Below are 24,784 nucleotides of genomic sequence, written 5' to 3' on the forward strand. Positions count from 1 at the left end.
ACTCCATTGGGTGCGGTAGATTCGGTCTTCACAACCACTATCAAGGACTTTACTCCGTTGGGGAGCGGTAGATTTGGTCTTCACAACCACTATCAAGGACTTTACACCGTTGGGGAGCGGTAGATTTGGTCTTCACAACCACTATCAAGGATTTTACTCCGTTAGGGTGCTGGTGTAATGTTCTTCAAAAAAGCAGGTTTGGTCCTTAAAACAAAAAAAGTACACCACTATATAAGTGATGTACTTAATTCTTATAAAATTTTTGACAAGACAATCCTAGAATAATTTGTTACAGTGTATTGTCCGTTTTCTGCCTTTTATTTTATTTACTTAATTCAGCGATCAAATCATTTACTTTTTCCATTACCCCTGCTTCTAATGCCGCAAGCTCCTGTTCGCTTTGTTCCAGTGAATCACTTTTAACACCAAAATAGAACTTAGCTTTCGGCTCTGTACCTGATGGTCTTACACAGAACCATGAGTTATCCTCAAGCGTGTATTTTAATACATTAGAGCCTGGCAGCTCAATCTTTTCAGTAACGCCAGCAACAACGTTTTGACGTTCGCTTGTTTTATAATCTTCAATTGTTGTCACTTTTTTACCCGCTACTTCCAAAGGAGGATTTGTTCTGAAGGAATGAAGAATGCTTTGAATCTGTTCGGCTCCTTCTTTTCCTTTTAATGTTAACGATTTAAGCCCTTCCTTGTAATAGCCGAATTCTTTAAAAATTTCCAGAAGTCCTTGATATAAGGTTAATCCTTGCTTCTTATAGAAGGCACAGACTTCTACAGCTAACAATGCTGCTTGTACCGCATCTTTATCACGTGCAAAATCTCCGATTAAGTAGCCATAGCTTTCCTCATAGCCAAACTGGAATTCATATTGTCCAGTTCTTTCGTATTCATTAATTTTCTCACCAATAAATTTAAATCCTGTTAATGTATCAATTGTATCCAAGTTATAGGATTTTGCGATTTCACGGCCGATTTCAGATGTGACAATTGTTTTCAATACAACCCCATTGCTAGGAAGGGTTCCGTTTGCCTTTTTCTCAGAAAGCAAATAATGAAGCAGCAATGCACCAGTTTGGTTTCCAGTTAATACGACATATTGCCCCTCATTATTTTTCACGGCAACTCCAAGTCGGTCAGCATCAGGATCTGTTCCAATCAGAATATCTGCATCAATTGCTTCACCATCTCGAATCGCAAGTGTGAAAGCTTCATGCTCTTCCGGATTAGGAGATTTAACTGTAGAGAAATTAGGATCTGGAAGCTCCTGCTCCTTTACTACCGTTACATTTTTATAGCCTAATGCTTCTAACCCTCGGCGAACAGGTTTGTTTGCAGTCCCATGTAATGGTGTAAAGACAACCTTTACATCCACTTCATTTGATAAAGTTGGGTTAACAGAAATTGTTTTTAGTTTTTCTGTATAGGCTTGGTCAATTTCTTCTCCAATCATTTTGATTAGACCTTGTGCTTTTAACTCCGCCTCTTCTTTTACTTCAACAAGTAATTCGTCCTCTACTTTATTTACATAATCGATAACCGTATCAGCTGCTGCTGGAGGCAATTGGCCACCATCTTCGCCATAAACCTTATAACCATTATACTCTGGCGGATTATGACTTGCTGTTACGACAATTCCAGAAAAAGCATTTAAATAACGAACAGCAAATGAAAGCTCTGGAGTAGGGCGTAATTCTTCAAATACATATGTTTGAATGCCGTGTGAAGCTAATGTCTTAGCAGCTTCCATTGCAAATTCCGGTGATTTGTGGCGAGAATCATACGCAATCGCTACGCCGCGTTTTTTAGCTTCTTCACCAAATGAATCTATGTATGTTGCCAATCCTTCAGATGCTTTACGAACAGTGTAGATATTCATACGATTTGTACCCGGTCCAATTTCACCGCGCATACCGCCTGTACCAAATTCTAAGTCTTTGTAAAAGCAATCTTCTAATGCTTTGGCATTTCCTTCGATATTACTTAATAATGTTTGTAATTCTTGATCTAAATCCTGTTTATTTTTCCAACGTTGATAGCTTTGTTCCCAGCTCATCGTTACCTCCTGGATCTTTTATTAGTATTCTCCCCGAAATGACATTCCTATTTTAGCATATTCTTGGACCTTCCACATAATTGAATTTCTACAAAATCCAACAGATTTGGTGATATTATGAGGAAGTTTGCCGGAAGAAGTTATTTCAAAACAATGTTAGGAGGTAAGGCAAAGATGGATCAACACCATTCATTTTATTTTTTATTTTTCCAACATAATAATTAATCGACAAAAGCCGACTTTTACGAAAAAAATAGAAAAATGGTCTGTGCTTCAAAAATGAATGAAGACCAGACCCTATTAATTACTTCTTCTTATACTGAATGGAATAGATATCATGTCTGCGATCCTTTAATTGATTAACCGTTCCTGATTGACGCTTGCGCCTTAAAATTTCTAAGTCGACGTCTCCTATGGCCACCATCTCAATATTCGGATTGCATTCAACAACAATGCCATCACGGGCAAATTCAAAATCAGATGGGGCAAAAACAGCAGATTGCGCATATTGAATATCCATATTTTCAGTTTGGGGCAGGTTACCGACTGTTCCAGCAATAACTGTATAAATTTGATTTTCGACAGCACGAGCCTGCGCACAATACCGGACTCTTAAGTAGCCTTGTCGGTCTTCCGTACAGAATGGACTGAAAATAATCTTCGCTCCTTTCTCGGTTGCAATTCTTGCCAGCTCAGGAAATTCAATATCATAACAAATTTGAATCGCAATTTTTCCGCAGTCCGTATTGAATACTTTTACCTCATTGCCTCTGCTAATCCCCCACCATTTACGTTCGTTCGGAGTAATATGCAGTTTATATTGCTTTTCAATTGTCCCATCTCTTCTAAATAAATAGGCTATATTGTAAATTCGTCCTTCTTCCTCAACAACATGTGAGCCGCCAATGATGTTGACGTTGTACCGTACTGCTAACTCAGTGAATAGCTCGATATATTCCTCCGTATACTCAGTCAGCCTTTGTATCGCTTTACTTGGTACCTTTTCATCAAGGAAGGACATTAATTGAGTTGTAAAGATTTCTGGAAAAACGGCAAAATCGGAACCGGCATCTGAAGCCACATCTGTGTAATACTCTACTTGTTTCGCAAATTCCTCAAAAGAATTAATCTGCTTCATCATATATTGCACAACACAAATCCTAACAGGATGGGATGTTTTATAAAATCGTTTTGTATTTGCATGATAATCAACATTATTCCATTCCATTAATGTTGCGTATTTATAAGATGCTAAATCGTCTGGTAAATAATTAGGGTTAATTCGCATTAGGGTAAACTCGTTTAATAATTGGAAAGAAAGAACTGGATCATATATTTTATGTAAAGATACTTGCTGGACATATTGTCTTGGTGTTAACTCATCTGCATATTTATAATAATTAGGAATTCTTCCTCCAATGATAATACTTTTTAAATTCAGCCTTCTTGCAAGATCCTTTCTAGCTTCATATAAACGGTGACCGATTTTCATACGGCGGTAATTCGGATGGACCATGACTTCAATTCCGTACATATTATAGCCATCTGGATTATGGTTTGTAATATAGCCATTATCCGTTATATCATCCCATGTATGGCGATCATCGTATTCATCAAAGTTAATTAACAGACTGGAACAGGAACCAATGATTTTCCCCTCTAATTCCGCACAAAACTGACCTTCTTGAAAATGTTCAAGATGGCTTTCTAAATGTTCTCGCTTCCAAGGCGTCATTCCTGGAAAACATTTCGTTTGCAGCTTTAAAATTTCATCAATGTCACTTTCTTCAATATTGCGTATTACCATTTTCTTCTCAAATTTAGATAAATCTAGCTTTTCCGACATAGTTGCGGCTCCTCCTGATCTAATTTCAGTATATTTTACCCTTTATTGCTTATCTAAAAACGAGATTAATTCCTTTAATTCCATATGTGCCATTGATTCTAAGCTATGGTCAACTTCGCAAAACGCTAAATCCTTTGTGACAGTGTTTGGAACTGTCACGCATTTCATCCCTGCCCGCTTTGCTGCTAAAGCGCCATTTGCTGAGTCTTCAAACGCGATACACTCGTCAGGCCTTACTCCGAGGCACTTGGCAGCCTCAAGATACAGAGCTGGATCAGGCTTTACGTTTTGGACATGATCTGATGTACGGATACATTCAAACCGATCTAATAAGTTTAACCTTTTTAAATGGTTTGACACCCACTCATAATTAGAGCTCGATGCCAGGCCAACCTTGAGACCCAGAGTTTTTGCAGCATCTAAATAGTCCACAACACCAGGCCTTGCATTTTCTTGGATAATCCTTTGCAAAAACAGTTCCTTTTGGCGTTGTGACAATTCATTGTGATCAAGTTTTTTCTTTGCTTGCTCTTCAAGATATGTGTAAGGATTAAAATCAGACTTAGTTCCGATCAATTTTCCCCAGAGACTTAAAGGGAGTTCACAGCGATGCTCAGCAAAAATTTCACATAAAACTTCATATTCATGTGTTTCTGTATCTAAAATCAATCCATCAAAATCAAATATAATGGCTTTTATCATATCAATCACCTCTAATCCTATTATACAAAAATTAACATTAGTTTTCATTTTTACGGCATTCTTCATACACGGTCTCTTTTTATAAGCATGCATTGCTAAAACATGAAAAAGAGGACTGACATCGTCAGCCCCCAAGGAGATTTCAGTTTAAGTTGTTTTGTTTGGTTCAGAAATGTTTGTCAAGGCTGCACCTGCAGCTTGGTCAGACATTTGGTTCGTTGCAAGGTCACCTAGTGCAACGATACCCACTAGTTGATTGTTTTCAACAATTGGCAAGCGACGGATCTGATGCTGCGCCATGATCTTTGCTGCTTCAGCAGCAGACATTGATGTGTGTCCTGATACAAGGTTAGTGGACATAACCTGTGAAACAGGTGTATTACTATCAAGTCCTTCTGCAGTTGAACGAACCGTAATGTCACGGTCAGTCACAATTCCCTTAAGTTGACCATTATCAACTACCGGGATTGAACCAACATTATCTCTGCTCATTATTTCTGCTGCTTCTTTAATCGTTTGATTGGAAGAAATCGTGTCAACATTTGTTGTCATACATTCCTGAATTGTATTATTCAACATAATCATCTCCTTTCGTACATAGTTTTAACAGATTGTTGTACTTTATTTATAGAAAATTTTATTGGGAATATTAAAAGGACAAATCGTTTTTTGTTTAGAAGCCTTCCCTTCAGTTCACAATCTATCCATTTTACAGATCATACCGATTACGACTATAATTTAAGAAAACATTATCATTGTGAGGAGATGTCATGTCGAGTTCTAAGGAAAAGCAGGTTGAAAATTTATTAACCATTGGCTGGATTGCTTCATTTATTGCTACATTAGGCAGTCTCTATTTCTCAGAAATATTAAAATATATACCATGTGATCTTTGCTGGTACCAGCGAATATTTATGTATCCTTTAGTGATTATATTAGGAGTTGCCGTATTTAAGAAGGATGCTTCAATTGCTCTTTATTCCCTTATACTGTCAGCGATTGGCGGCTGTATTTCTATTTACCATTACAGCATTCAAAAGATTGACTTTTTGGGCGAAAAATCGGCTACTTGCGGGATTGTCCCTTGCACAGGTGAATACATCAATTGGCTTGGATTTATTACCATCCCGTTTTTGGCACTTGTAGCATTTATCATTATCTTCACCACAAGCTTACTAATTTTAAAAAAGGCAGGTCGTTAACTCTTGAAAAAAATTATTATTTTTGGTGCCGTCATTCTCATTTTATTTGGTACACTGGCCTTTATCACTACCTATCAAAATAAACAAAAAGCAGAAGGAAATGTCTATGGAAAGGATAACCTAGACCCGGCAACCATTGACCAATTAGATGACCCGAATTATCAAAACATTATTCTTCCTGAAGAGCTGGAATCAAAATTAGAAAATAAAGAGGAAACAATTGTTTACTACTTCAGTCCAACCTGTACGCACTGTCAGGCAACAACCCCTGTTCTCATGCCTGTCGCAGAAGAGCTTGGTGTTGAGATCAATCAATTTAACCTGTTAGAATTTGAGGACGGCTGGACTCAATACAGCATTAATGCCACACCTACACTTGTTCATTACAAGGATGGAAAAGAGGTTGCCCGCAGTGAAGGTTCAAATACAGAAGAATATTTCCGTAATTTGTTGACTGAATGGGAATCTTAATAAAAAAATTAAAGAGGATGTTTCAAATGGGTCAGGCCCTTTTGAAACATCCTCTTTTTTGTTAAATGATTAAGCTATTGGCCGGTTTGATAAACTGGCTAAACTCCCCTTCTTGACTTTCAGCTTCTTTGAATTGAGAAAATGACAGCGGGAAAAAGTAGCCATATTCATTTAAATTATTGCTGTTTCGATCAAACATCTCTTGATATTCTTTTTCATCCTTGCAATTGTCAATATGATCAAGCACTGCAATAACCGCCTGAAGGCTTGAAATAATATGAAAAGCATCCTTTAATGTCCCATTATACATTTGATCTGATTCCTGCGGCTTTAAGACCTTTTGTCCTTTTAGGTATCTAATTTCTTTGTCTGGGAAAAATCTCGGAAATATCTCCGTATACAATTGTTCAACAAGCTCATCGATATGACGCTCTTGTTCTTCAGTTGACGCAACAACAACTTTCATTTCAATCACCCTTTTATTCTTCCTATCAATTCTTCTTTATCTTGAGCTACTGTAAGCATACCATAGTATATTCAGGCATTTTAGAGGTAAGTGTTACCGGAACTAGATTGTACATCCAATATTGGTTCTGTATACTTTTTTAAAGAGAAGGTCCAAAAGCGGAAACGCCTTGAACAGATTAATGCAAATAAACCGAATCGGACCTAAATTCCAAATTTATCATTGCTTTCTAGCTGGGCACTTTTAGTGAAAAGCGCTGCATTAATCGCACTGATCGCATTTGCACATCCTGTGCTTCATCTGATACGTGAGCAACCAAATCTGAATTTTATATTTCTTAAAGCATAAAAAACAACAGTACATACAATAAGGTTGGTGAACTTCTTGAAACGAGTAGGTGAATGGCTTGAAATCAATATCCTGGAGAACTGGGCTAATAACACCATCTTCCATGTCTTAACAAAGGAACTTGGTGCTTCAAAAGCCCTTGTACAAAAATGGAATCAAGCGAAGTCCATTAGAAAGAATGATCAGCAAGCAGATGTTAATCACAGACTTCAGGTCAATGATTGTTTATCCTTACATTTATTTATAAAGGAGGATTATAGTGTTATTCCAGAACAGCATCCTATTGAAGTCCTGTATGAAGATGACCATATGCTGATTGTCAATAAACAAGCAGGCATCGATACACATCCTAATGCCCCTGGACAAACAGGTACATTGGCAAATGGCATTGCTTATTATTATCAATTGAACGACGAACAGCTCAAAGTAAGGCATATTCATCGACTGGATAAGGATACATCCGGAGCCATCATTTTTGCCAAGCATGACCTTTCCCATACATTATTGGATAAAGCTCTTGAGCAAAGACAAATTAAACGAACATATATCGCTGTTGCTGAAGGCAAGCTGTCTCAAGCAAAGGGAACGATTGACAAACCAATTGGAAAGGACCGTCATCATGCTACACGAAGAAGGATTTCTCCTACCGGGCAAAAGGCGATAACCCATTTTCAAGTCAAGCAATATATCCCAGATCAACAATTATCGATTGTTGAACTCCGGCTTGATACTGGAAGAACTCATCAAATTCGCGTGCATTTAAGCTCTATCGGCCATCCGATCATTGGTGATGTGTTATATGGGGCAAAAAAAAGGATTCTTAATAGACAAGCACTTCATGCGGCAAAGGTGACCCTTCCCCATCCGCTTACAGGCGAAAAGGTGGAGATTGAGGCTGATTTTCCAAAGGATATGCTTCCCTTTCTTAGAAAATGAAATCCCGGACCTGGGAGTTTCATCAAAAACACTTTTATGGCCCGTTAAGTAGGCAATGGAAACACGAAGAGCGATAGCCATTCGATGTTGACTTAGTTTATAAGGAATTTCAATATGTCGCTAGACAGGACAAATTCTAGTTTAAGAATCCAGGAAAGTCCCGTAGAAAGCTCCTATAGGACAAACAACACTTTGAGAAGCGCAGAATTGTCCTGTAGGGCAATGATTTGTCTTCAAAATTGCAGATAATTCTTCGTTATTAAAGATTTACCTAGAATCAAGGCTTATTTATCTTCAAAATCATCTTTTATATATTTTTTCGACAAATACTGGCACCACCTACTCGAAACCATTACCTATGGTTCACGTAGTATGTGGTGCTTTTTGCCTGATTTTTTGAATTAATAAAATATTAACAGTACATCAACATGAAGTTAATAATTTACTGATAGCTTGTACATAGACATGATTTTCCCCGTTGACACTTATCAACTAGATCAAGGAGGGATTTATTTAGAGCTTATAGATATGATCTTTATTAGATTAGAGAAATAAACAGTGTTATAGGTTGTTTTTACTCGTACATCCGGGTAAAGGTTATTTGCTCTAACAAAAAGAGATTCCTGTTCTTTATGCTGGAGCATTCTCACGCCTTAGGATGCCGGTTCTTTAAAAATATTCTATTTTAATTGGAGGTTTCAAGATGTTACAAAACATAGGTATACCTGGACTGATCTTAATTTTAGTTATTGCATTAATTATTTTTGGCCCTTCAAAGCTTCCGGAAATTGGACGAGCTTTCGGATCAACCTTAAAAGAGTTTAAAAAAGCCACAAATGATTTAGTAAATGGTGATAAGAAAGATACTGATAACGAAGAAGATGATAAAAAGCTTCATGCGGTTGAAAGTTCAAAAACAAAAACTGGAAGCTAACAAAAATCGATGTAGACAGGAACTAACTATTTTCTGTTTGCATCTTTTTTCTCTTATGGTGAATTTGAAATTTCTAGTTTTAGGGAAAGGAGTAATAGCATGGACTTAACAGAAAAGAATGTGATTGAACACTTGAGCGAGTTGAGGAAAAGGATTATTATTACATTGACTTTTTTCATCCTTACTCTCTTTGGCTCTTTTATTTTTGTAAAGGACATTCATAATTTTTTAGTAAAAGATCTTAATGATCAATTAGCTATCTTAGGCCCGGGAGATATTCTTTGGATTTATATGGCGATCGCAGGTTTTAGCGCGATTACCTTAACGATTCCTGTTGCGGCATTGCAGATTTGGCTTTTTGTCAAGCCTGGGTTGAAAAAGGAAGAGCAAAAGGTTACGTTAGCATTTATCCCTGGAATTTTTATTTTATTTCTTTCAGGGATATCATTTGGTTATTTTGTATTGTTTCCCATCGTTCTGTCTTTCCTGCAAAACCTTGCCGGAGATCAATTTGAAACCTTTTTTACGGTCGATAAATACTTTCGATTTATGATTAACCTTACTTTGCCTTTTGGATTTTTATTTGAGATGCCCGCAGTTGTCATGTTCTTAACTAGACTAGGTATTATTAATCCGCAAAGGCTAGCTAAAACTAGGAAGGTCTCATATTTTGTTTTAATTGTAGTCTCTGTTTTTATCACTCCGCCTGATTTTATATCAGATATTTTAGTAATAATCCCTTTATTGCTGCTTTACGAGTTCAGTATTACATTATCAAAAATTGTATACCGAAAGAAGATTGCTCTTGAACAAAGCTTGATGCAATCAAATGAAAAAACAGCCTGAGGTTTCATATTTCTTCAGGCTGTTTTTCTATTAAATATTCTTTGTCTTGGCATAGATAATGTAACGCTGCGGTGCATTGCCAACATAGCTGAACGGATAGCAGGTTGTTAAGAGAAGCTCCTCTGTTTCATTTTGTAAGGTGATAATACTTACATCATCCGCTTCTACAATTTTTGTTTTCGTTATTTCATATTCAAAGCTGCCATATGGCAAACCAATTTCGAGTGAATCTCCGATTTCTAGCTCTCCAGCTCTCCGAAACACAGTATCCCGATGTCCTGATAAAACAATTTGTCCATTCTCTCCAGGATAATAACTTCCTTTATAGTGGCCAACACCTTTTTCAAGATCATCAGGATCTGTTCCTTCCACAATCGGCAAATCTGCATTAAGCCTTGGTATATGTAAGATCCCAACCGCTTCACCAACAGGCGGTTTAAATGCCCCGTCCTTATCTTTAAACACTTCTTTTTTAGACGGAGATTTAACTATTGCATGAGCATCCTGTAATGATTTTGACGTTTGCATTTTGGTATCAACCATTTCCCAACCAGCATATCCCACAATACAAAGACCAACAACAATTAATAAATAGGATAGCTTCTTCATCATCTTTCACTCTTTCCCCTATTAATAGATACATTATATCACAGAGACGATGTCCTTTTTTTAATAGGGTCAAGTAAATGGCAGTTTCTATTGTTAAATTTTTGTAAATACTAATGTCCCCGTAAAACCGGAACCTTTGCACTATATAATTTCTATTACGCCTACAATCTCTTTTAACATTTTTTCTCTCGTTTCTTTATCAACATGAGGCACGGAAAATAAAAATTTATGTGTTATGACATTGATGCCACAGTAATCAAAAATTCCGACATCCATAGACGTTTCCATAGATGAGACAAGCTGGCTGGGCTTCATAAATTCTTCTGTTTGGCTGGCTGTTTGTAATATAATGGCACGTTTCCCTTTTAGAAGACCATCGACCTCGCTTTTTCCAAATCTAAAAGCAAATCCATTTGTAAACACCCGATCAATATACCCTTTCAATATTGCCGGCATTCCGCACCACCAGGTTGGAAAAATAAAGACCAGATTTTCTGCCCAAGCTATTTCATTTTGTTCTGCCAGAATGTCACTAGGAAGCTTTGTTTGATAAAACTCTGTATGATTATCCTCTGTTAATACAGGATCAAACTTAAGCTTATAAAGATCACGGATTTTAACCTCATAGTTCTTCTTGGTTAAATGTTCTTTTACCTCATTGCAAATCGCATGATTAAAACTATCCTCATTAGGATGTGCCAATATGATGAGCGTGTTCATACAAGCCTCCAAACGTTATTTTTTTCTAGTATGGATCTTTTCGCGGCCTGTATTCATTTAGGAATAATAAAAGCAGCTTTGATCATCATATAATGGTTGGTAAACAGGAACATTAGATAGCTTTTTACTAAAAGTTAGGGGTGAGGTCATGGGGAAGTCAAAGCATGACGGACCAATAAAACTAGATAAAAAACTAAAACCATCGTTATGGGCAGGAATATCACCATTTGGATTTGGAAATGTAAAACCCCATCATGTTAAGGATACCTTAGACATCATATGGGAAAATAAAGATAGCTTGCCCTATGCTTACCGCATCTTAACGAAGGGAGTTTGTGACGGTTGTGCATTAGGGGTATCCGGCTTACAGGATCAAACATTAATAGGCCCGCATCTTTGTTCTACTAGACTAAATGTTCTCAGGCTTAACACAATGCCTGCTATGGAAGAGCATTGGTTAAAGGATATCGATAAGCTTAAACAACTATCCAGCACAGATCTACGAAAACTAGGGAGAATTCCCTTTCCCCTTTTAAGAAAAAAAGGGGATAACTCATTTTCACGAATAACATGGGATGAAGCTCTAAATCGAATTGCAAGGAAAATGCGGAAAACGAATCCTCAGCAGCTTGCCTTTTATTTAACAGCACGCGGAATAACCAATGAAGTCTATTACACAGCTGCAAAAGTTGCTCGTTTTTTAGGTACAAACAACATCGATAATGCCTCACGAATTTGCCACTCCCCTAGTAAAACGGCCTTAAAGCGTTCATTAGGAATTGGTGCTTCAAGCTGTTCTTATAAAGATTGGATCGGCACGGATGTATTAGTGTTTTGGGGATCTGTTGCTGCTAACAATCAACCTGTCTCAACCAAGTACATGTACGCAGCAAAAAAAGCTGGCACAAAAATTATCTTGATCAATCCTTATTTTGAGCCTTCAATGAAAAAGTATTGGATACCTTCTATCCCCGAAAGTGCTATCTTCGGCACAAAAATCGCAGACGATTTTTTCCAAGTAAACATCGGCGGAGATATCGCATTTATAAATGGAGTGATGAAACATTGGTTTGAAATGGAGAAGCGAAATCCAGGAGACATATTAGATAAAAGCTTTATTAACCATCATACAAATGGTTTTTATAGATTAAGAGAACATGTTATGAATATGAAATGGAGTGACCTTGAAAAATCTTCAGGTTTAACAAAGGAACGTATGTGTGCGTTCGCAAAACTGGTCGGTCATGCTAAAACGGGTGTTTTTGTATGGAGTATGGGGTTGACCCAGCATCGATTTGGAACTGATAATGTCTCACAGGTCGCTAATTTAGCCATGTTAAAAGGTTTTATCGGCAAAGAAAAATGCGGCTTAATGCCAATAAGGGGCCACAGTGGTGTACAAGGCTCTGGTGAAATGGGCTGTGACCCTTACTCCTTACCAGGCGGTGAATTTGAAGCAGCTGCTATTGCAAGAATCGAAAAATTATGGGGCTTTTCCATTCCCAAGTGGCAAGGTGATACTGTTGGTCAATCTATTGAAAATATGAATTTGCCAAATGAGCATCCTAAGAAACTAAAAATTTTTTATTCAAGCGGCGGCAACTTCCTGGAAACAATGCCTAACCCTGTATATATTAAAGAATCGCTGGAAAAAGTAGAATTACGTGTCCATCAAGATATTATACTCAATACGTCAGCTTTGTTAGATGCCAAGGAAGAGGTCATTGTTTTACCTGCGATGACAAGATATGAGCAGCCCGGCGGAGGGACATCGACAAGCACGGAGAGAATGGTTTACTTTAGTCCAGAAATAAAGGGACCGCGAATAAAGGAAGCAAGATGTGAATGGGAAATTTATCTTGACCTCGCCTCAAGAGTGATACCAGATAAAAAAGAGTTCATCCAGTTTACCGATGTCTATGATATTCGCAAGGAAATTGCAAAAGCCAATCACCATTATGATGGCATTCAATCTTTAGCAAAGCAAGGGGATGTTTTTCAATGGGGAGGTGCCTGGCTTTGCGAAGACGGAATCTGTCCAACCCCTGATGGAAAAGGCCAGCTGCTTCCAATCAAACTTCCTGAGCACCGTAAATCAGAAGGGCATTTTCACGTAACAACTAGACGCGGTAAACAATTTAATTCAATGATTTATCATGACAAGGATCCTTTCAATGCAGCTGACCGCTATGATATCCTCATCAACCGGATTGATGCAGGAAGATTAGACATTAAAAATGGCGATATGATTGTTATTTACAATCAATATGGCAGCTTTCAAGGCCGTGCTAAACTTGAGCAAATAAAACCAGGTAATATAGCTGTTTACTGGCCAGAAGGAAATGCCATCATCCCAAAAGGTGTTTATGAAACATTTGCAAAAATTCCTGAATACAATACAACCGCGATTGTTGAAAAAGCTGAAATATTTCACGCACATAAAGATAAAAGGTATGTTGAAAAAAGAATTGAAGAATTAGATGTATAGAACCTCTCAACAGCCTTTGTGATAGATCTGTGGCTGTCTTAGACAGCCACATTTTCTCTTATTTTACATGAGGAGATTCAATTGCTTCTCGAATAGGTATTATCTTCAATTGGCAATATTATTTTCACCTTTGTACCGATATTCACCTGACTTCTAAACTCAATTGTTCCTTTATGATTTTGAATCATTTTATAGCAGATCATTAAACCTAAGCCGCTTCCCTTTTCCTTATTAGAGTAGAAGGGCTCACCGAGTTTATTCAGCCTTTCTTCTGGAATCCCAATGCCTTGATCTTTAATAAGGACATAGATAAATTCATTATTTTCCTTTCCAAGCTCAATTGAAATTGTTCCCCCGCTTGGCATCGCCTCAATCGCATTGTCTACTATATTTCTCAATACTAATTTAATCTGACTCACATCACATAGAATGGATACGGAAGGATCAGCGCCTTTTAAAGAGAATTGAATATTTAACAAGCTGGCCTGATCCTTTACATCAGTCAAAACTTCCTGGAGAATTTTATACATTTTCTTTTTCTCACGCTTCGTTTCTTGATGCGGATTAGCGAGCAGCAAAATTTCATTGATAAAATTTTCAATTTGTTTCAATTCTGTCAATAATAGTTCTTGATAAGGAAACTGTGTTTCATTTATTAACTGCATAAAGCCCTTAATACTTGTTAGCGGGTTTCTAATTTCATGAGCGATACTTGCAGCCAATTGTCCTACTGCTGCCAGCTTATCAGCTTTTCTAAAAAGATCTTCCCTCAATTTTGCATCCGTTATGTCCTCAGCAACCCCTGCAATTTGATAGATTGATCCTTCCTTATTTTTAATCGGTACAATACGATGCCTTATCCAACGCATTGTCCCATTCGTATGAAACAGGCGGCATTCAAATTCCACTCTTTCCTTACTATTTTTAATGTGATCCAGGGTGTCATCAAGATCATCTGGATGAATAGAACTTAACCATAGAGAAGGATTTTCGTTATAGTCATCAAAGGTCCTGCCTGAAATATCATGCCATGCTGCACTCATGAATAAGAGCTTTTCATCATTTAGATCATACATCCAAAAGGCTTCTTTAATATTTTTGGCAATCTGCTGAAAGCGCTCCTGGCTTTCCTTAAGCTTTTTTTCTGAAAGGATTCGTTCAATTTCATTTCCAATCCATTGGGCCATTAATTGTAAAAACTCTAAGTCTGAATAGCTTATCTTATAAGCAGCCTGTTTATCAGTTAAAAAGCAAAATGATCCAAAGAATTGATTATTAACAAAAATCGGAGCTCCGATATACTCATTGATTCTAAAACCATTAATGATATATGGATCCCCAGTCTGTTTAAGATGAATCGGCTCTAAGGCAGCTGCCACTTCGGATGAACATGTTTCTTCTAATGGAAATTGATCACCGGATTTTAGGAAGCTTGTCTCACTCTTGGCCCCTATTACCTCATACTTTCCATCATGTATCCGAGAAACAATCCCATTTGGCATTTGAAACCGTTCACATCCTAAGTCCAAAAGATTTTTTAACTTTTCCTGAAATCCCAGTTCATGATTACTTGTTACTTCATGCAGAGTCCTGATTGAGCGTTCGCTAATGGTTTTCTCCATTAAATCTGCCTTTAAATCAATTTCTGCCTTAACCCAATTACTTAAATCGATTAATGTGTTTAAATCTTCATCACTAAACGAACGGGGCTTTGTATCGATAATACATAAAGTACCTAAGATATTATTATTTTTTGTTACAATCGGTACACCAGCATAAAAGCGAATATTGTATTCTTTTACAAGTCGATTATGAATAAATCTCTCATCCATTAATGAATCCTGAACAACCATTGGGTTCTCATCAACCACAACATAATGGCAAAATGCAGCACTTCTTTCAGTTGAACGTAACTCCTTCATGTTCTCAGGTAAACCAACACAGGATTTGAACCATTGTTTATCCTCTGTTATTAACGTAATGAGAGAAATAGGAACATTAAAAAGTTTGCTTGCCAATTTTGTAATTCGATCAAAAGATTTTTCTTCTGGAGTATCAATGAGATTAAGATGATATAACTCTGCTAATCTCCTCTGTTCTTTTTCTAAAAAAGAGGAGCTATTTTCTTTAAACATACCCTCTAACTTAAAAATAGAAATCACTCCAAACATTTATTAACATGTTTCTACATAGAGATTCGTTCAGATTATGTGAAACAGTACATTTAAAACATATTTATCGTACCATATTTAAAAGATAACACTTGAGGTACAAAGGTACTAGTGAAAATAAAAACAAAAACTGAAACATATTTTCTGCTTAAGCCCAATTAAAAAAATCTATTATAATACTAAAATTCTGTAGTTATTATTTGTTAAAAAGGAATAATCATTCCTAATAGCGGGTGGCAACTTCCATGAAAGGGAATCCTTTATCCTTGTTGGATATCTGAGATGTGTTTCATTTGTACTTTATGGATTATGAAATTGATAATTATTTTGCTTTTTATAAAACAAAAAACTGCCAGAAAATCAGTTATTACTGACTTTCTGGCAGCCCCGTTACACTAGTTATTTATTTTAATTCAGCTAAAACTTCTTCTATTTTTGCAAGTTCAGATTGTAAACCGCCGCCGCTTAAATACCAAAGCGGACCATCTAGGTATACGATATGATTGTTTTTGTAAGCTGTCGTTTGTTTAATAATATCATTTTCTATGTCAGCTTCAATATTAGATTTGTTACCATTAGTTGCTGCTGTACGATCGATTACGAACAATACTTGTGGATCAAATTCTAAAATTGCTTCGAATCCGAAGTTTGAGCCGTGTGAAGAAGCTTCAATATCTTCAGTTACAGGTTTAAAACCATATAGATCATAAATGTAACCGAAACGAGAGTTTGGTGCAAAACCAGATAAGCTACCTTCGTTGTACATGGTAACTAATGACGTTTCATAATTACCAGCTAAAGCTTTAATTTCTTCAAAAGCTGCATCAAATTTAGCAAGGTATTCATCAGCTTCAGCTTCTTTACCGAACATTTTAGCTGCAGTATCTACAGAAGCTAAGAATGTGTTCCAGTAATCGTCTTGTGAAGTACCAACGAACACAACTGGAGCGATTTCTTTTAATTCTTCATAAAATGCAGATTGACGACCAGAGATGAAGATTACGTCTGGTTCAAGTGCTGCAATATCTTCAAGTAAAGGAGTTTTTAAGTTACCAATGTTTGCATATTCATCACTTGAATATTTTTCAAGGTGAGATGGTAAGCTTGAGTCTTTAGCCACCCCAACGATCCCATCAACACCAAGTGAATCTAATGTATCCAACATACCATAATCAAATACGACAATCTTTTCTGGCATCTTTTCGAATTTAACATCTTCAAAACTGATTGTACCTGCTTCTTCACTTTCAGTTGATGCAATTGTTGGAGATACAGTCATTGGATAAGCAGGACCTTCCCCCTCTTTTGCATCTTCCTTTTCTGCTGTTTGATTTTCAGCAGCAGTCGTTTCATTTTGTTCTTCTGTTGAGGCACCATCATTAGAACCACAAGCAGCAAGCATTAACAACATCGCTAAAAGTATAATAACTAAATTCCATTTTTTCATATGCCTTACACTCCTCTTATCTATTTTTTTATTTATTATTAATGATTCTCATTATCACTGATAACGATTCTCATTATAGAATCATATATTCATTACCGTCAATACCTTTTTTAATATAATTTAAAAATTTCTCTCACTTTAAAAACTCGCTTAGAAACTCCTATTTTAAGAGTCTTTTTTTAAATTATTGACATTATCGAAAAGCACACCTGGAGAAAAATTATATTAGAATATTTTCCTCCAGGTTACTTTTTATCAAACTATACTGCTGGCTCATGTATGTGAATTGAAATATACACAAATACGGCATCCATTTTGTTCTTGAATTGGAATATCCATATCATAAATTTCGCGTAGTGCATCCGAATTAATGATCTCATGAGTTAGCCCATTTTTTACAAGCTTACCGTTTTTTAATGCAACAATACGGTCTGAATAAACAGATGCGAAATTAATATCGTGCAGGACAATGATCACTGTCTTACCAAGCTCATCTACAAGCTTACGCAAAATCTTCATGATTTGAACAGAGTGCTTCATATCCAAGTTATTTAATGGCTCATCAAGCAATACATAGTCCGTATCTTGTGCAATAACCATTGCAATAAACGCACGTTGTTTTTGCCCACCTGATAATTCATCTAAAAACTTATCCTGCATCTCTGTCAGGTTCATGTATTCAATCGCTTGATCAACAAATTTTTCATCCTCAGTGGTAAGACGTCCTTTAGAATACGGATAGCGACCAAATGCAATAAGCTCTCGAACCGTCAATCGAACATTAATGAAATTTGCTTGTTTCAAAATCGAAACGCGTTTTGCAAACTCAGACGACTTCCACTTTTTCACATTATTTTGATCAAGTAATACTTCCCCTGTATCTGCTTCTAATAATCTGCTCACCATGGAAAGAAGTGTAGATTTACCGGCACCATTTGGCCCGATAAACGATGTAATCGTCCCCGGCTCAATTGTTACAGATACGTCTTCTACAACAGGTTTCTTACCAAATTGCTTCGTTAATCCTTTGATTTCAATCATCCTGCTGCCCTACTTTCCTTTAATAATAAGTAAATGAAGTAAATACCACCAATGAAGTTAATAATAACGCTTAGCGTTGTCCGTAATTCAAAAATATGCTCAACAAGGAACTGACCACCAACTAATGCAATAATACTAATTAAACTTGCACCTAATATTAAAATAGAGTGCTTATACGTAACTAAATATTGATAGGAAAGGTTCGCCACAATTAAACCCAAAAACGTAATCGGACCAACTAAAGCTGTTGAGGTCGCGATTAAGACCGATGATAAAATTAATATATTCATTACCATCCGATCATAGTTGATCCCAAGGTTAATCGCATTTTCACGGCCGAGAGACATAACATCTAGCTTATCCATAATGAGATAACCGTAAATAAACGCAATGATTAAAATGCCAATTGCAATATATAACAAATCAGCCTTTACGTTTGCAAAGCTCCCGAATAAGCGGGATTGAAGACTTAAATATTCCACAGGATCAATCAATACTTGTAAAAAAGTGACAAGACTACCTAACAGCGCACCTAAAATCATACCTATTAATAGGAGTAAATAAATAGGATGTTTATCCGCTCGGAATAAGAAACGGTATAAAAGAAGCGCAAATAATACCATAGCAATAATCGCTGCACCGAAATTTAAATATTTATTTAATACCCAAACAGACATCGACCCTGCAAAGAAATAAATTAACGTTTGTACAACTTCGTACATTGAGTCAAGGCCCATTACTGATGGTGTTAAAATACGGTTATGTGTAATGGTCTGGAACACTACTGTTGCATACGCAATCGCAATCCCTGTTACAACCATTGCCGTCACACGAATCATACGTCTTGGAAACGCGTAATCAAAACCACCTTTTATGTCATAAAATCCATATAACACAATACAAATAATGGCTAATACCGCTAAAAAAATCAGCTTCGTACTATTTTTTCGCATATGCTCTCCCCCTAAATAACATAATTAAGAAGATCGCACTACCGATTACTGCAACAGTTACATTAACTGGAATTTCATAAGGATGAATGACAATACGTCCAATAATGTCACATACTAATAGGAAGACAACCCCTAATACTGCCGTATGTGGAATTGTTTTGCGTAAATTATCACCTAAATAAAGGGACACAATATTAGGAACAATTAAGCCTAAAAACGGAATAACCCCCACAGTAAGCACGACAGTTGTAGAAATAATCGCTACAAGGATAAGACCGATATTTAACACAAGCTTATAACTTAAGCCTAAGTTTTTCGCAAAATCTTCTCCCATACCTGCGACTGTAAATTTATTTGCATAAAGATACGCTAAAATGACAGCTGGTATACTTACATATAACAGCTCATAGCGTCCAGCTATAACCAATGTGAAACTGCCCATTAACCAAGAAGAAATATTTTGAATAAGATCTGCTTCGTATGCAAAAAACGTCGTAATAGAGGACAGAATATTTCCGTACATAATCCCGATTAACGGAACGAAAATCACATCTTTAAATTTAATACGATCGAGAATTTGCATAAAAATTAAAGTACCTGCTAAAGCAAATACAAAGCAAAAAATAATTTCTTGCATATACGTTGTATTCGTAAAAAACAGCATTGATATTAAAATCCCTAATTTTGCTGCATCTAACGTTCCAGCAGTCGTTGGCGATACAAATTTATTTCGACTTAAAGACTGCATAATTAAACCGGCTATACTCATTCCCGCTCCCGCCAATATAATCGCCAATAAACGAGGCACACGGCTGATTAAGAAAAGTTGTGTTTTATCCGAATTCCAATCGAGCAAGTCACTTATCTTAATATCAATCGCACCTATAAATAGCGATACACATGACAGGATTATAGTCACAATCACTAACATCCAAAGTCTCATATGTAATCCTCATAACGTATTTATTCTCAGTATGACAATTGAAAATGATTTATCATCCCAAGTGCTGCTTTTATTAAAAAATTTATATTTGATAATCATTATCATCTATCAATAAAAAAAAGAGCTTGTTCTTATGCAATTCACTACCAATGAGATTGATTATCAACTACAGTATTTAATGTATCACAAAAAATAATTAGTGAAAAGAACTATTTTCAAAATATTGTTATAAAATGACTCTTGTTCATAAATTATTCATATTTCAATTATGGTCTAACTAAAAAAACCGATGCTCCCTTTATAAGGAATGATCGGTAGTATTATATATTTACAATTACCTAGTATGAATGCATCTTACAAATTATTTCTATTTAAGTTTATTTACATCCTTACAATGACTGTTCCGCTGCCACCTTGAACATATTTGGTATCTTCCTGGTTATTCATTGATTGTAACAAATGATTATTTTGAGCGATCAACCTATTTAAATGATCCAGCTGATTACCGAGGTTCAGGAGCATTTGGAACATATGCTGCATATCTACCGGACCGTTATAAGTTTGCATCGGAGAATACGGGAAATAAAAAGGGTCTTGAGCATTGCCTTGTCCATGATTACCAAGATCTGGCATCCCCCCTTGTTCCTGTGTCCCCGTACTTGAATTCTGCACTCTTACCTTGCCTTGACCTGCACTTTGGTGGTTCCTTCCTATATGATTCTGCTGATAATAGTGCCAATTTGGTTCATAAAAATTATGTGAAGACATTTTTCATTTACCTCCTTCCATCATACAAACAGTTTATTCAGTTTTTTATCAACCCGGTACATTCATCTAAAAGTTGGTTGATTCGCCCATTGAATGGAGAAAGCAAAAAATCCCTCCAATATAAACACTCTGTCCACATTGGAGGGATTTTTATTTATAACCTTTAAAGTTTTCTTATCATTTCCCTTATTGCTTCTGAAATATCAATGTCCTTTTCGCGACAATATTGGCTAAGCTTTCCGTATGCCTCATCATCGAGTCGTACATGGATCGAATGGTTAAACTTGTCAGAATCAAGCTTTTTCGGCCTGCCTCGAGCAATTTTTCTTCGGCCGATTTCATCCTTCCACACTGTAATGATGACATAACCATGCTTTTCAATCCAATGATCACAATCATTCTCTTTCCACATTTTATTTGCTCTTTCCTTAAATTCCTTTTTAAATGTGGCGAGCTCTTCATCTTCCAGACCTCTCATTACAGCCTTCTCCATCGCCTTATGTTCCATAAATTGCTGAAATTGAGCATATGATTTAAATGTTAATTCCTTCATTTTTCCTCTCCTGAAACAACTGATATGAAAATGATACCCCTTTCTTATTGGGTATGTAAATATTAATTCGTTCATTGGGGTTTATTTTTGATTGCTAGAAGACAAATCTTGCTCAGATTTTCTGATAAGGTTTACAGAGATTCTAATGGCGAAATACAGAATATTTATAAAATCTTCAATTAGCTTCTGCACATTGCCCATTTGCCGCTTATCAACCGTTAGTAATATTTACCTATTTTCTCCTTTACAACACAAATCTACTAGGGAGAAGTCATTAAGCAGTTACTTACTAATAAATTTCTCTTGTAGCAGGTGAATTAAATAAGTATTATTACTTAGGTAATATGGATGAATTTTTATTTCCTTATTCTATAAATGAAAATGAAACAGGTGAAATATGGAAGAATTTATTGGTTTTTTGTCCGAATTTGTATTTTGGTTTCCTTTAATTATGTCTTTACTTTGGATAGCTGGTACCAGTCTATTCTTCAGATATCGTGAAAAAGAGGAAGTTATTGATTTTCAAAATATTGATTGGCCTTTGATTAGCATTTTGGTCCCTTGCTTTAACGAGGAAGATACGATTGAAGAAACAATCAAGAATTTATCAGGAATATATTACCCGAAGAAGGAAATTATCGTTGTAAATGATGGAAGTACAGATGATACATTAAAAATCCTTCAGAAACTAGCTAAAAAGCATCAAGATCTAAAGGTCATTGATTGCCAAGAAAATAGGGGTAAAGCAAATGCTTTAATTATTGCAACTCATGCATCAAATGCTGAGTATCTTCTGTGTGTAGACTCTGATGCTTTATTGGATCCATATGCAGCACATTACCTTGTTTACCATTTTCTTCATAAAGGAGAAAGATTAGGGGCAGTAACAGGTAACCCTAGAATCCGTAATCGAGATACATTGATCAGCCGTTTACAAATCGTTGAATACGCATCAATTATAGGAGCTATAAAAAGAACCCAAAGAATACTGGGTAAAATCATGACTGTTTCAGGCGTAGTTGTCGCTTTTCGAAAAAAAGCACTTATTGATGTTGGACTTTGGGACAGAGATATGATCACTGAAGATATAATTGTTATTTCTGGATGTATTTATTCCTTCTTACAAAATATGCATTATTCTAAACCAGCCATGTTTTTTCCTGAAGAACTTAATACAAATGGATGTTTAGGACTAAATTACCATCGTATACGTGAAAACACGTTATTTAATAGAACACTAGAATTTATAACAGGTTCTGATGAATTAACAATGTAGAACGTGTATGAAGAAGACTTTAAAAAACAAATAAAGCTATTAAAACAAGAGGGTGCTACGTTTCTTAATCCTGATAAAATTAGAAAGGCTCAGGAAGCAGGCAAATTTCCTGAAAAATGTGTTTGGGTTTCTTTTGATGATGTCGATATAACGGTTTATCAAAATGCATTCCCCATTCTAAAAGAATATGATATTCCATTTACGATCTTTGTTATTGCAGGGCATGTTGGAAGTAATTTTGGAAACTTACAGCTGTCTTCATGGGAACAATTGAAGGAAATGGTAGATAGTGGATTAGTTACTGTTGGTTCACATACCTATGATATGCATAAATTAATTGGAGAAGAGCCTATATTTTTTAATAAAGACCAGAAAGAAAGTTTTAAAGAAGATCTTCTCCTAAGTAAAAAAACAATTGAAAAGAACTTAAACATACAAGTGAAAGATTTTGCCTATCCTTATGGTAATGGCAGAGAGGATTTAGCAGTCTTGGTCCATCTCAGTGGATATGAGAGTGCCTATATTCTTGCTCCCAGATCGATAACTCCAGATAATGATAGATTCTGGATGAATCGTATACTTGTGAATGATGAGGTCTTTAATGATATTGTAAAAAAATGGATTAAATAGACTTTGTATTATTATTAGTTTTCCTTACACGATGACTAAAAGGTAGATTTGAGGATGTCAACCCATTCCAAGGAACTTTTAAAGTGTACAGCTTGTCAGAAGTTGCAAAGGTACACTACATGTAAAGCTCTGGTTATACAAAAAATCTTCACGTTAATGTTTTCTGGGGGAAATCGTTTAATGAATTAAAAAGATCGATTTTCCCTGTCTCTTCTTAGGTTTCACATTTATGGCGTTCCACGCCTTTGACTATTCTCAAGAGCAACCAAGTCTATTTAAAATACATAAAAAAGCTGACCAAAACAATAAACCTCGACATATTGTGCAGGCATTCTTTTAGTCAGCCATAGATCATTATTAATTTTTTAAGATCTCATCAATAATTGCTATTTCTTCCTTAGTAAAAGAAAGATTACTAAGCGCTGCAACATTTTCTTCAATTTGACTTACCTTGCTGGCACCAATTAAAGCAGAGGTTACTCGGCCTTCTCGAAGAACCCAAGCCAATGCCATTTGGGCAAGGTTTTGGCCGCGTTCCGCCGCAATCTCATTTAGCTGTCGTATACGGTTTACGACTTGTTCTGTAACCCTGTCCTTATTTAAGAACGTATTCTCTTTTGCTGCCCTGGAATCAGCCGGAATGCCGGAAATATATTTATTTGTTAATAGGCCTTGTTCTAATGGACAAAAGGCAATGGATCCAACTCCATTTTCTGCTAATACATTTTGAAGTCCATCTTCAATCCAGCGATTGAACATAGAATAACTTGGTTGATGTATGAGTAATGGTGTGCCCAGATCGTTTAAGATTTTAACGGCTTCTGCTGTTTGCACTGCATCATAGCTTGAAATTCCAACATATAGTGCTTTCCCTTGTCGGACAATCTGAGCTAGAGCCCCCATTGTTTCCTCTAACGGTGTATTAGGGTCAGGACGGTGCGAATAAAAGATATCAACATAATCTAGACCCATCCGTTTTAAACTTTGATCAAGGCTGGCAATTAGGTATTTTTTTGATCCCCAGTCACCATAAGGGCCATCCCACATATGGTAGCCAGCTTTTGTCGAAATGACCATTTCATCTCGATATGCCGCAAAATCTGTTTTCAGCATCCTTCCAAACATTTCTTCGGCACTTCCAGGAGGCGGACCATAGTTATTTGCTAAATCCAAATGGGTAATTCCTAAATCAAACGCTTTATGCAGCATGGCCCTGCCATTTTCATAAGAATCTACTCCGCCAAAATTATGCCATAACCCTAATGAAATTGCCGGCAGTAACAAACCTGAGTTCCCAACACGGTTATACTTCATCGTTTCATACCGCTCTTTACTCGCTAAATACCCCATATGTATCCCCTTTCAA

General features: G+C 36.3%; 23 protein-coding genes. 8 read left to right on the forward strand and 15 right to left on the reverse strand.

The window, feature by feature from the left end:
- Positions 1-322: 322 nt before the first annotated feature.
- The 4 genes from WQ54_RS14020 to WQ54_RS14035 form a co-directional block, all read right to left on the reverse strand.
- Entirely contained in the window at positions 323-2,068 is a 1,746-nt protein-coding gene (locus tag WQ54_RS14020) for a phospho-sugar mutase (protein WP_046517543.1), read from the reverse strand.
- 304 nt (positions 2,069-2,372) lie between these two features.
- Positions 2,373-3,914 carry a bifunctional GNAT family N-acetyltransferase/carbon-nitrogen hydrolase family protein gene (locus tag WQ54_RS14025; RefSeq protein ID WP_046517544.1) on the reverse strand — a complete coding sequence of 514 codons (1,542 nt, stop codon included), beginning with the start codon at positions 3,912-3,914 and terminating at the stop codon, positions 2,373-2,375.
- Between the two features lie 42 nt (positions 3,915-3,956).
- The gene (locus tag WQ54_RS14030) at positions 3,957-4,616 is read right to left on the reverse strand and encodes an HAD family phosphatase (protein WP_046517625.1); all 660 of its coding nucleotides are present in this window, start codon (positions 4,614-4,616) and stop codon (positions 3,957-3,959) included.
- Positions 4,617-4,763: 147 nt separating this feature from the next.
- Positions 4,764-5,201, reverse strand: coding sequence for a CBS domain-containing protein (locus WQ54_RS14035; RefSeq protein WP_084822052.1), 438 nt, complete (start codon positions 5,199-5,201; stop codon positions 4,764-4,766).
- Between the two features lie 185 nt (positions 5,202-5,386).
- Between WQ54_RS14035 and WQ54_RS14040 the strand changes: the two genes are divergently transcribed.
- Positions 5,387-5,818 (forward strand): disulfide oxidoreductase, encoded by a 432-nt coding sequence (locus WQ54_RS14040; protein ID WP_046517546.1) that lies wholly within the window; start codon positions 5,387-5,389, stop codon positions 5,816-5,818.
- A gap of 3 nt (positions 5,819-5,821) precedes the next feature.
- Entirely contained in the window at positions 5,822-6,289 is a 468-nt protein-coding gene (locus tag WQ54_RS14045) for a thioredoxin family protein (RefSeq protein WP_046517548.1), read from the forward strand.
- 61 nt (positions 6,290-6,350) lie between these two features.
- On the opposite strand, the gene WQ54_RS14050 is transcribed toward WQ54_RS14045, so the two are convergent.
- On the reverse strand, positions 6,351-6,755 hold the full coding sequence (locus WQ54_RS14050) for a DUF5365 family protein (protein ID WP_046517626.1): 405 nt from the start codon (positions 6,753-6,755) through the stop codon (positions 6,351-6,353).
- Positions 6,756-7,139: 384 nt separating this feature from the next.
- Between WQ54_RS14050 and WQ54_RS14055 the strand changes: the two genes are divergently transcribed.
- The 3 genes from WQ54_RS14055 (at position 7,140) to tatC (ending at position 9,819) form a co-directional block, all read left to right on the forward strand.
- Complete coding sequence (locus WQ54_RS14055) at positions 7,140-8,039, forward strand: RluA family pseudouridine synthase (RefSeq protein ID WP_046517550.1); 900 nt, start codon at positions 7,140-7,142, stop codon at positions 8,037-8,039.
- Positions 8,040-8,742: 703 nt separating this feature from the next.
- Complete coding sequence (gene tatA / locus WQ54_RS14060) at positions 8,743-8,973, forward strand: twin-arginine translocase TatA/TatE family subunit (RefSeq protein ID WP_046517551.1); 231 nt, start codon at positions 8,743-8,745, stop codon at positions 8,971-8,973.
- 99 nt (positions 8,974-9,072) lie between these two features.
- Positions 9,073-9,819, forward strand: a complete 747-nt coding sequence (gene tatC / locus WQ54_RS14065; protein WP_046517553.1) for a twin-arginine translocase subunit TatC — start codon at positions 9,073-9,075, stop codon at positions 9,817-9,819.
- A gap of 30 nt (positions 9,820-9,849) precedes the next feature.
- Here the strand turns inward: tatC and WQ54_RS14070 are convergent, their stop codons facing one another.
- Positions 9,850-10,431, reverse strand: coding sequence for a class D sortase (locus WQ54_RS14070; RefSeq protein ID WP_046517555.1), 582 nt, complete (start codon positions 10,429-10,431; stop codon positions 9,850-9,852).
- A gap of 138 nt (positions 10,432-10,569) precedes the next feature.
- Entirely contained in the window at positions 10,570-11,148 is a 579-nt protein-coding gene (locus WQ54_RS14075; protein WP_046517556.1) for an NAD(P)H-dependent oxidoreductase, read from the reverse strand.
- Positions 11,149-11,296: 148 nt separating this feature from the next.
- On the opposite strand from WQ54_RS14075, the gene WQ54_RS14080 reads away from it, so the two are divergent.
- Entirely contained in the window at positions 11,297-13,636 is a 2,340-nt protein-coding gene (locus WQ54_RS14080; RefSeq protein WP_046517557.1) for an FdhF/YdeP family oxidoreductase, read from the forward strand.
- Positions 13,637-13,713: 77 nt separating this feature from the next.
- Here WQ54_RS14080 and WQ54_RS31930 read toward each other — a convergent pair whose 3' ends face one another.
- The 7 genes from WQ54_RS31930 to WQ54_RS14115 all read right to left on the reverse strand — a co-directional run bounded on the left by WQ54_RS31930 (position 13,714) and on the right by WQ54_RS14115 (position 21,512).
- Complete coding sequence (locus WQ54_RS31930; protein ID WP_052737792.1) at positions 13,714-15,771, reverse strand: GAF domain-containing protein; 2,058 nt, start codon at positions 15,769-15,771, stop codon at positions 13,714-13,716.
- Positions 15,772-16,210: 439 nt separating this feature from the next.
- Positions 16,211-17,254, reverse strand: coding sequence for a siderophore ABC transporter substrate-binding protein (locus tag WQ54_RS14090; RefSeq protein ID WP_046517559.1), 1,044 nt, complete (start codon positions 17,252-17,254; stop codon positions 16,211-16,213).
- Between the two features lie 273 nt (positions 17,255-17,527).
- The gene (locus tag WQ54_RS14095) at positions 17,528-18,295 is read right to left on the reverse strand and encodes an ABC transporter ATP-binding protein (protein WP_046517561.1); all 768 of its coding nucleotides are present in this window, start codon (positions 18,293-18,295) and stop codon (positions 17,528-17,530) included.
- On the reverse strand, positions 18,292-19,248 hold the full coding sequence (locus WQ54_RS14100; protein ID WP_046517562.1) for an iron chelate uptake ABC transporter family permease subunit: 957 nt from the start codon (positions 19,246-19,248) through the stop codon (positions 18,292-18,294). The genes WQ54_RS14095 and WQ54_RS14100 overlap by 4 nt, the downstream gene beginning before the upstream one ends.
- Complete coding sequence (locus WQ54_RS14105) at positions 19,235-20,191, reverse strand: ABC transporter permease (protein ID WP_046517563.1); 957 nt, start codon at positions 20,189-20,191, stop codon at positions 19,235-19,237. The genes WQ54_RS14100 and WQ54_RS14105 overlap by 14 nt, the downstream gene beginning before the upstream one ends.
- Positions 20,192-20,572: 381 nt before the next feature.
- On the reverse strand, positions 20,573-20,959 hold the full coding sequence (locus WQ54_RS14110) for a hypothetical protein (RefSeq protein ID WP_046517565.1): 387 nt from the start codon (positions 20,957-20,959) through the stop codon (positions 20,573-20,575).
- Between the two features lie 163 nt (positions 20,960-21,122).
- On the reverse strand, positions 21,123-21,512 hold the full coding sequence (locus WQ54_RS14115; protein WP_046517566.1) for a ribbon-helix-helix protein, CopG family: 390 nt from the start codon (positions 21,510-21,512) through the stop codon (positions 21,123-21,125).
- A 397-nt stretch (positions 21,513-21,909) separates the two neighbouring features.
- Between WQ54_RS14115 and WQ54_RS14120 the strand changes: the two genes are divergently transcribed.
- Positions 21,910-22,788: a glycosyltransferase family 2 protein gene (locus tag WQ54_RS14120; RefSeq protein ID WP_084822056.1), complete on the forward strand. Its 879-nt coding sequence runs from the start codon at positions 21,910-21,912 to the stop codon at positions 22,786-22,788.
- A 3-nt stretch (positions 22,789-22,791) separates the two neighbouring features.
- Positions 22,792-23,418: a polysaccharide deacetylase family protein gene (locus WQ54_RS14125; RefSeq protein WP_052737793.1), complete on the forward strand. Its 627-nt coding sequence runs from the start codon at positions 22,792-22,794 to the stop codon at positions 23,416-23,418.
- A 357-nt stretch (positions 23,419-23,775) separates the two neighbouring features.
- Here WQ54_RS14125 and mgrA read toward each other — a convergent pair whose 3' ends face one another.
- Entirely contained in the window at positions 23,776-24,768 is a 993-nt protein-coding gene (mgrA, locus tag WQ54_RS14130; RefSeq protein WP_046517567.1) for an L-glyceraldehyde 3-phosphate reductase, read from the reverse strand.
- Positions 24,769-24,784: the final 16 nt, after the last annotated feature.

This window comes from Bacillus sp. SA1-12, assembly GCF_000981385.1.
Classification (GTDB): Bacteria; Bacillota; Bacilli; order Bacillales; family Bacillaceae; genus Metabacillus.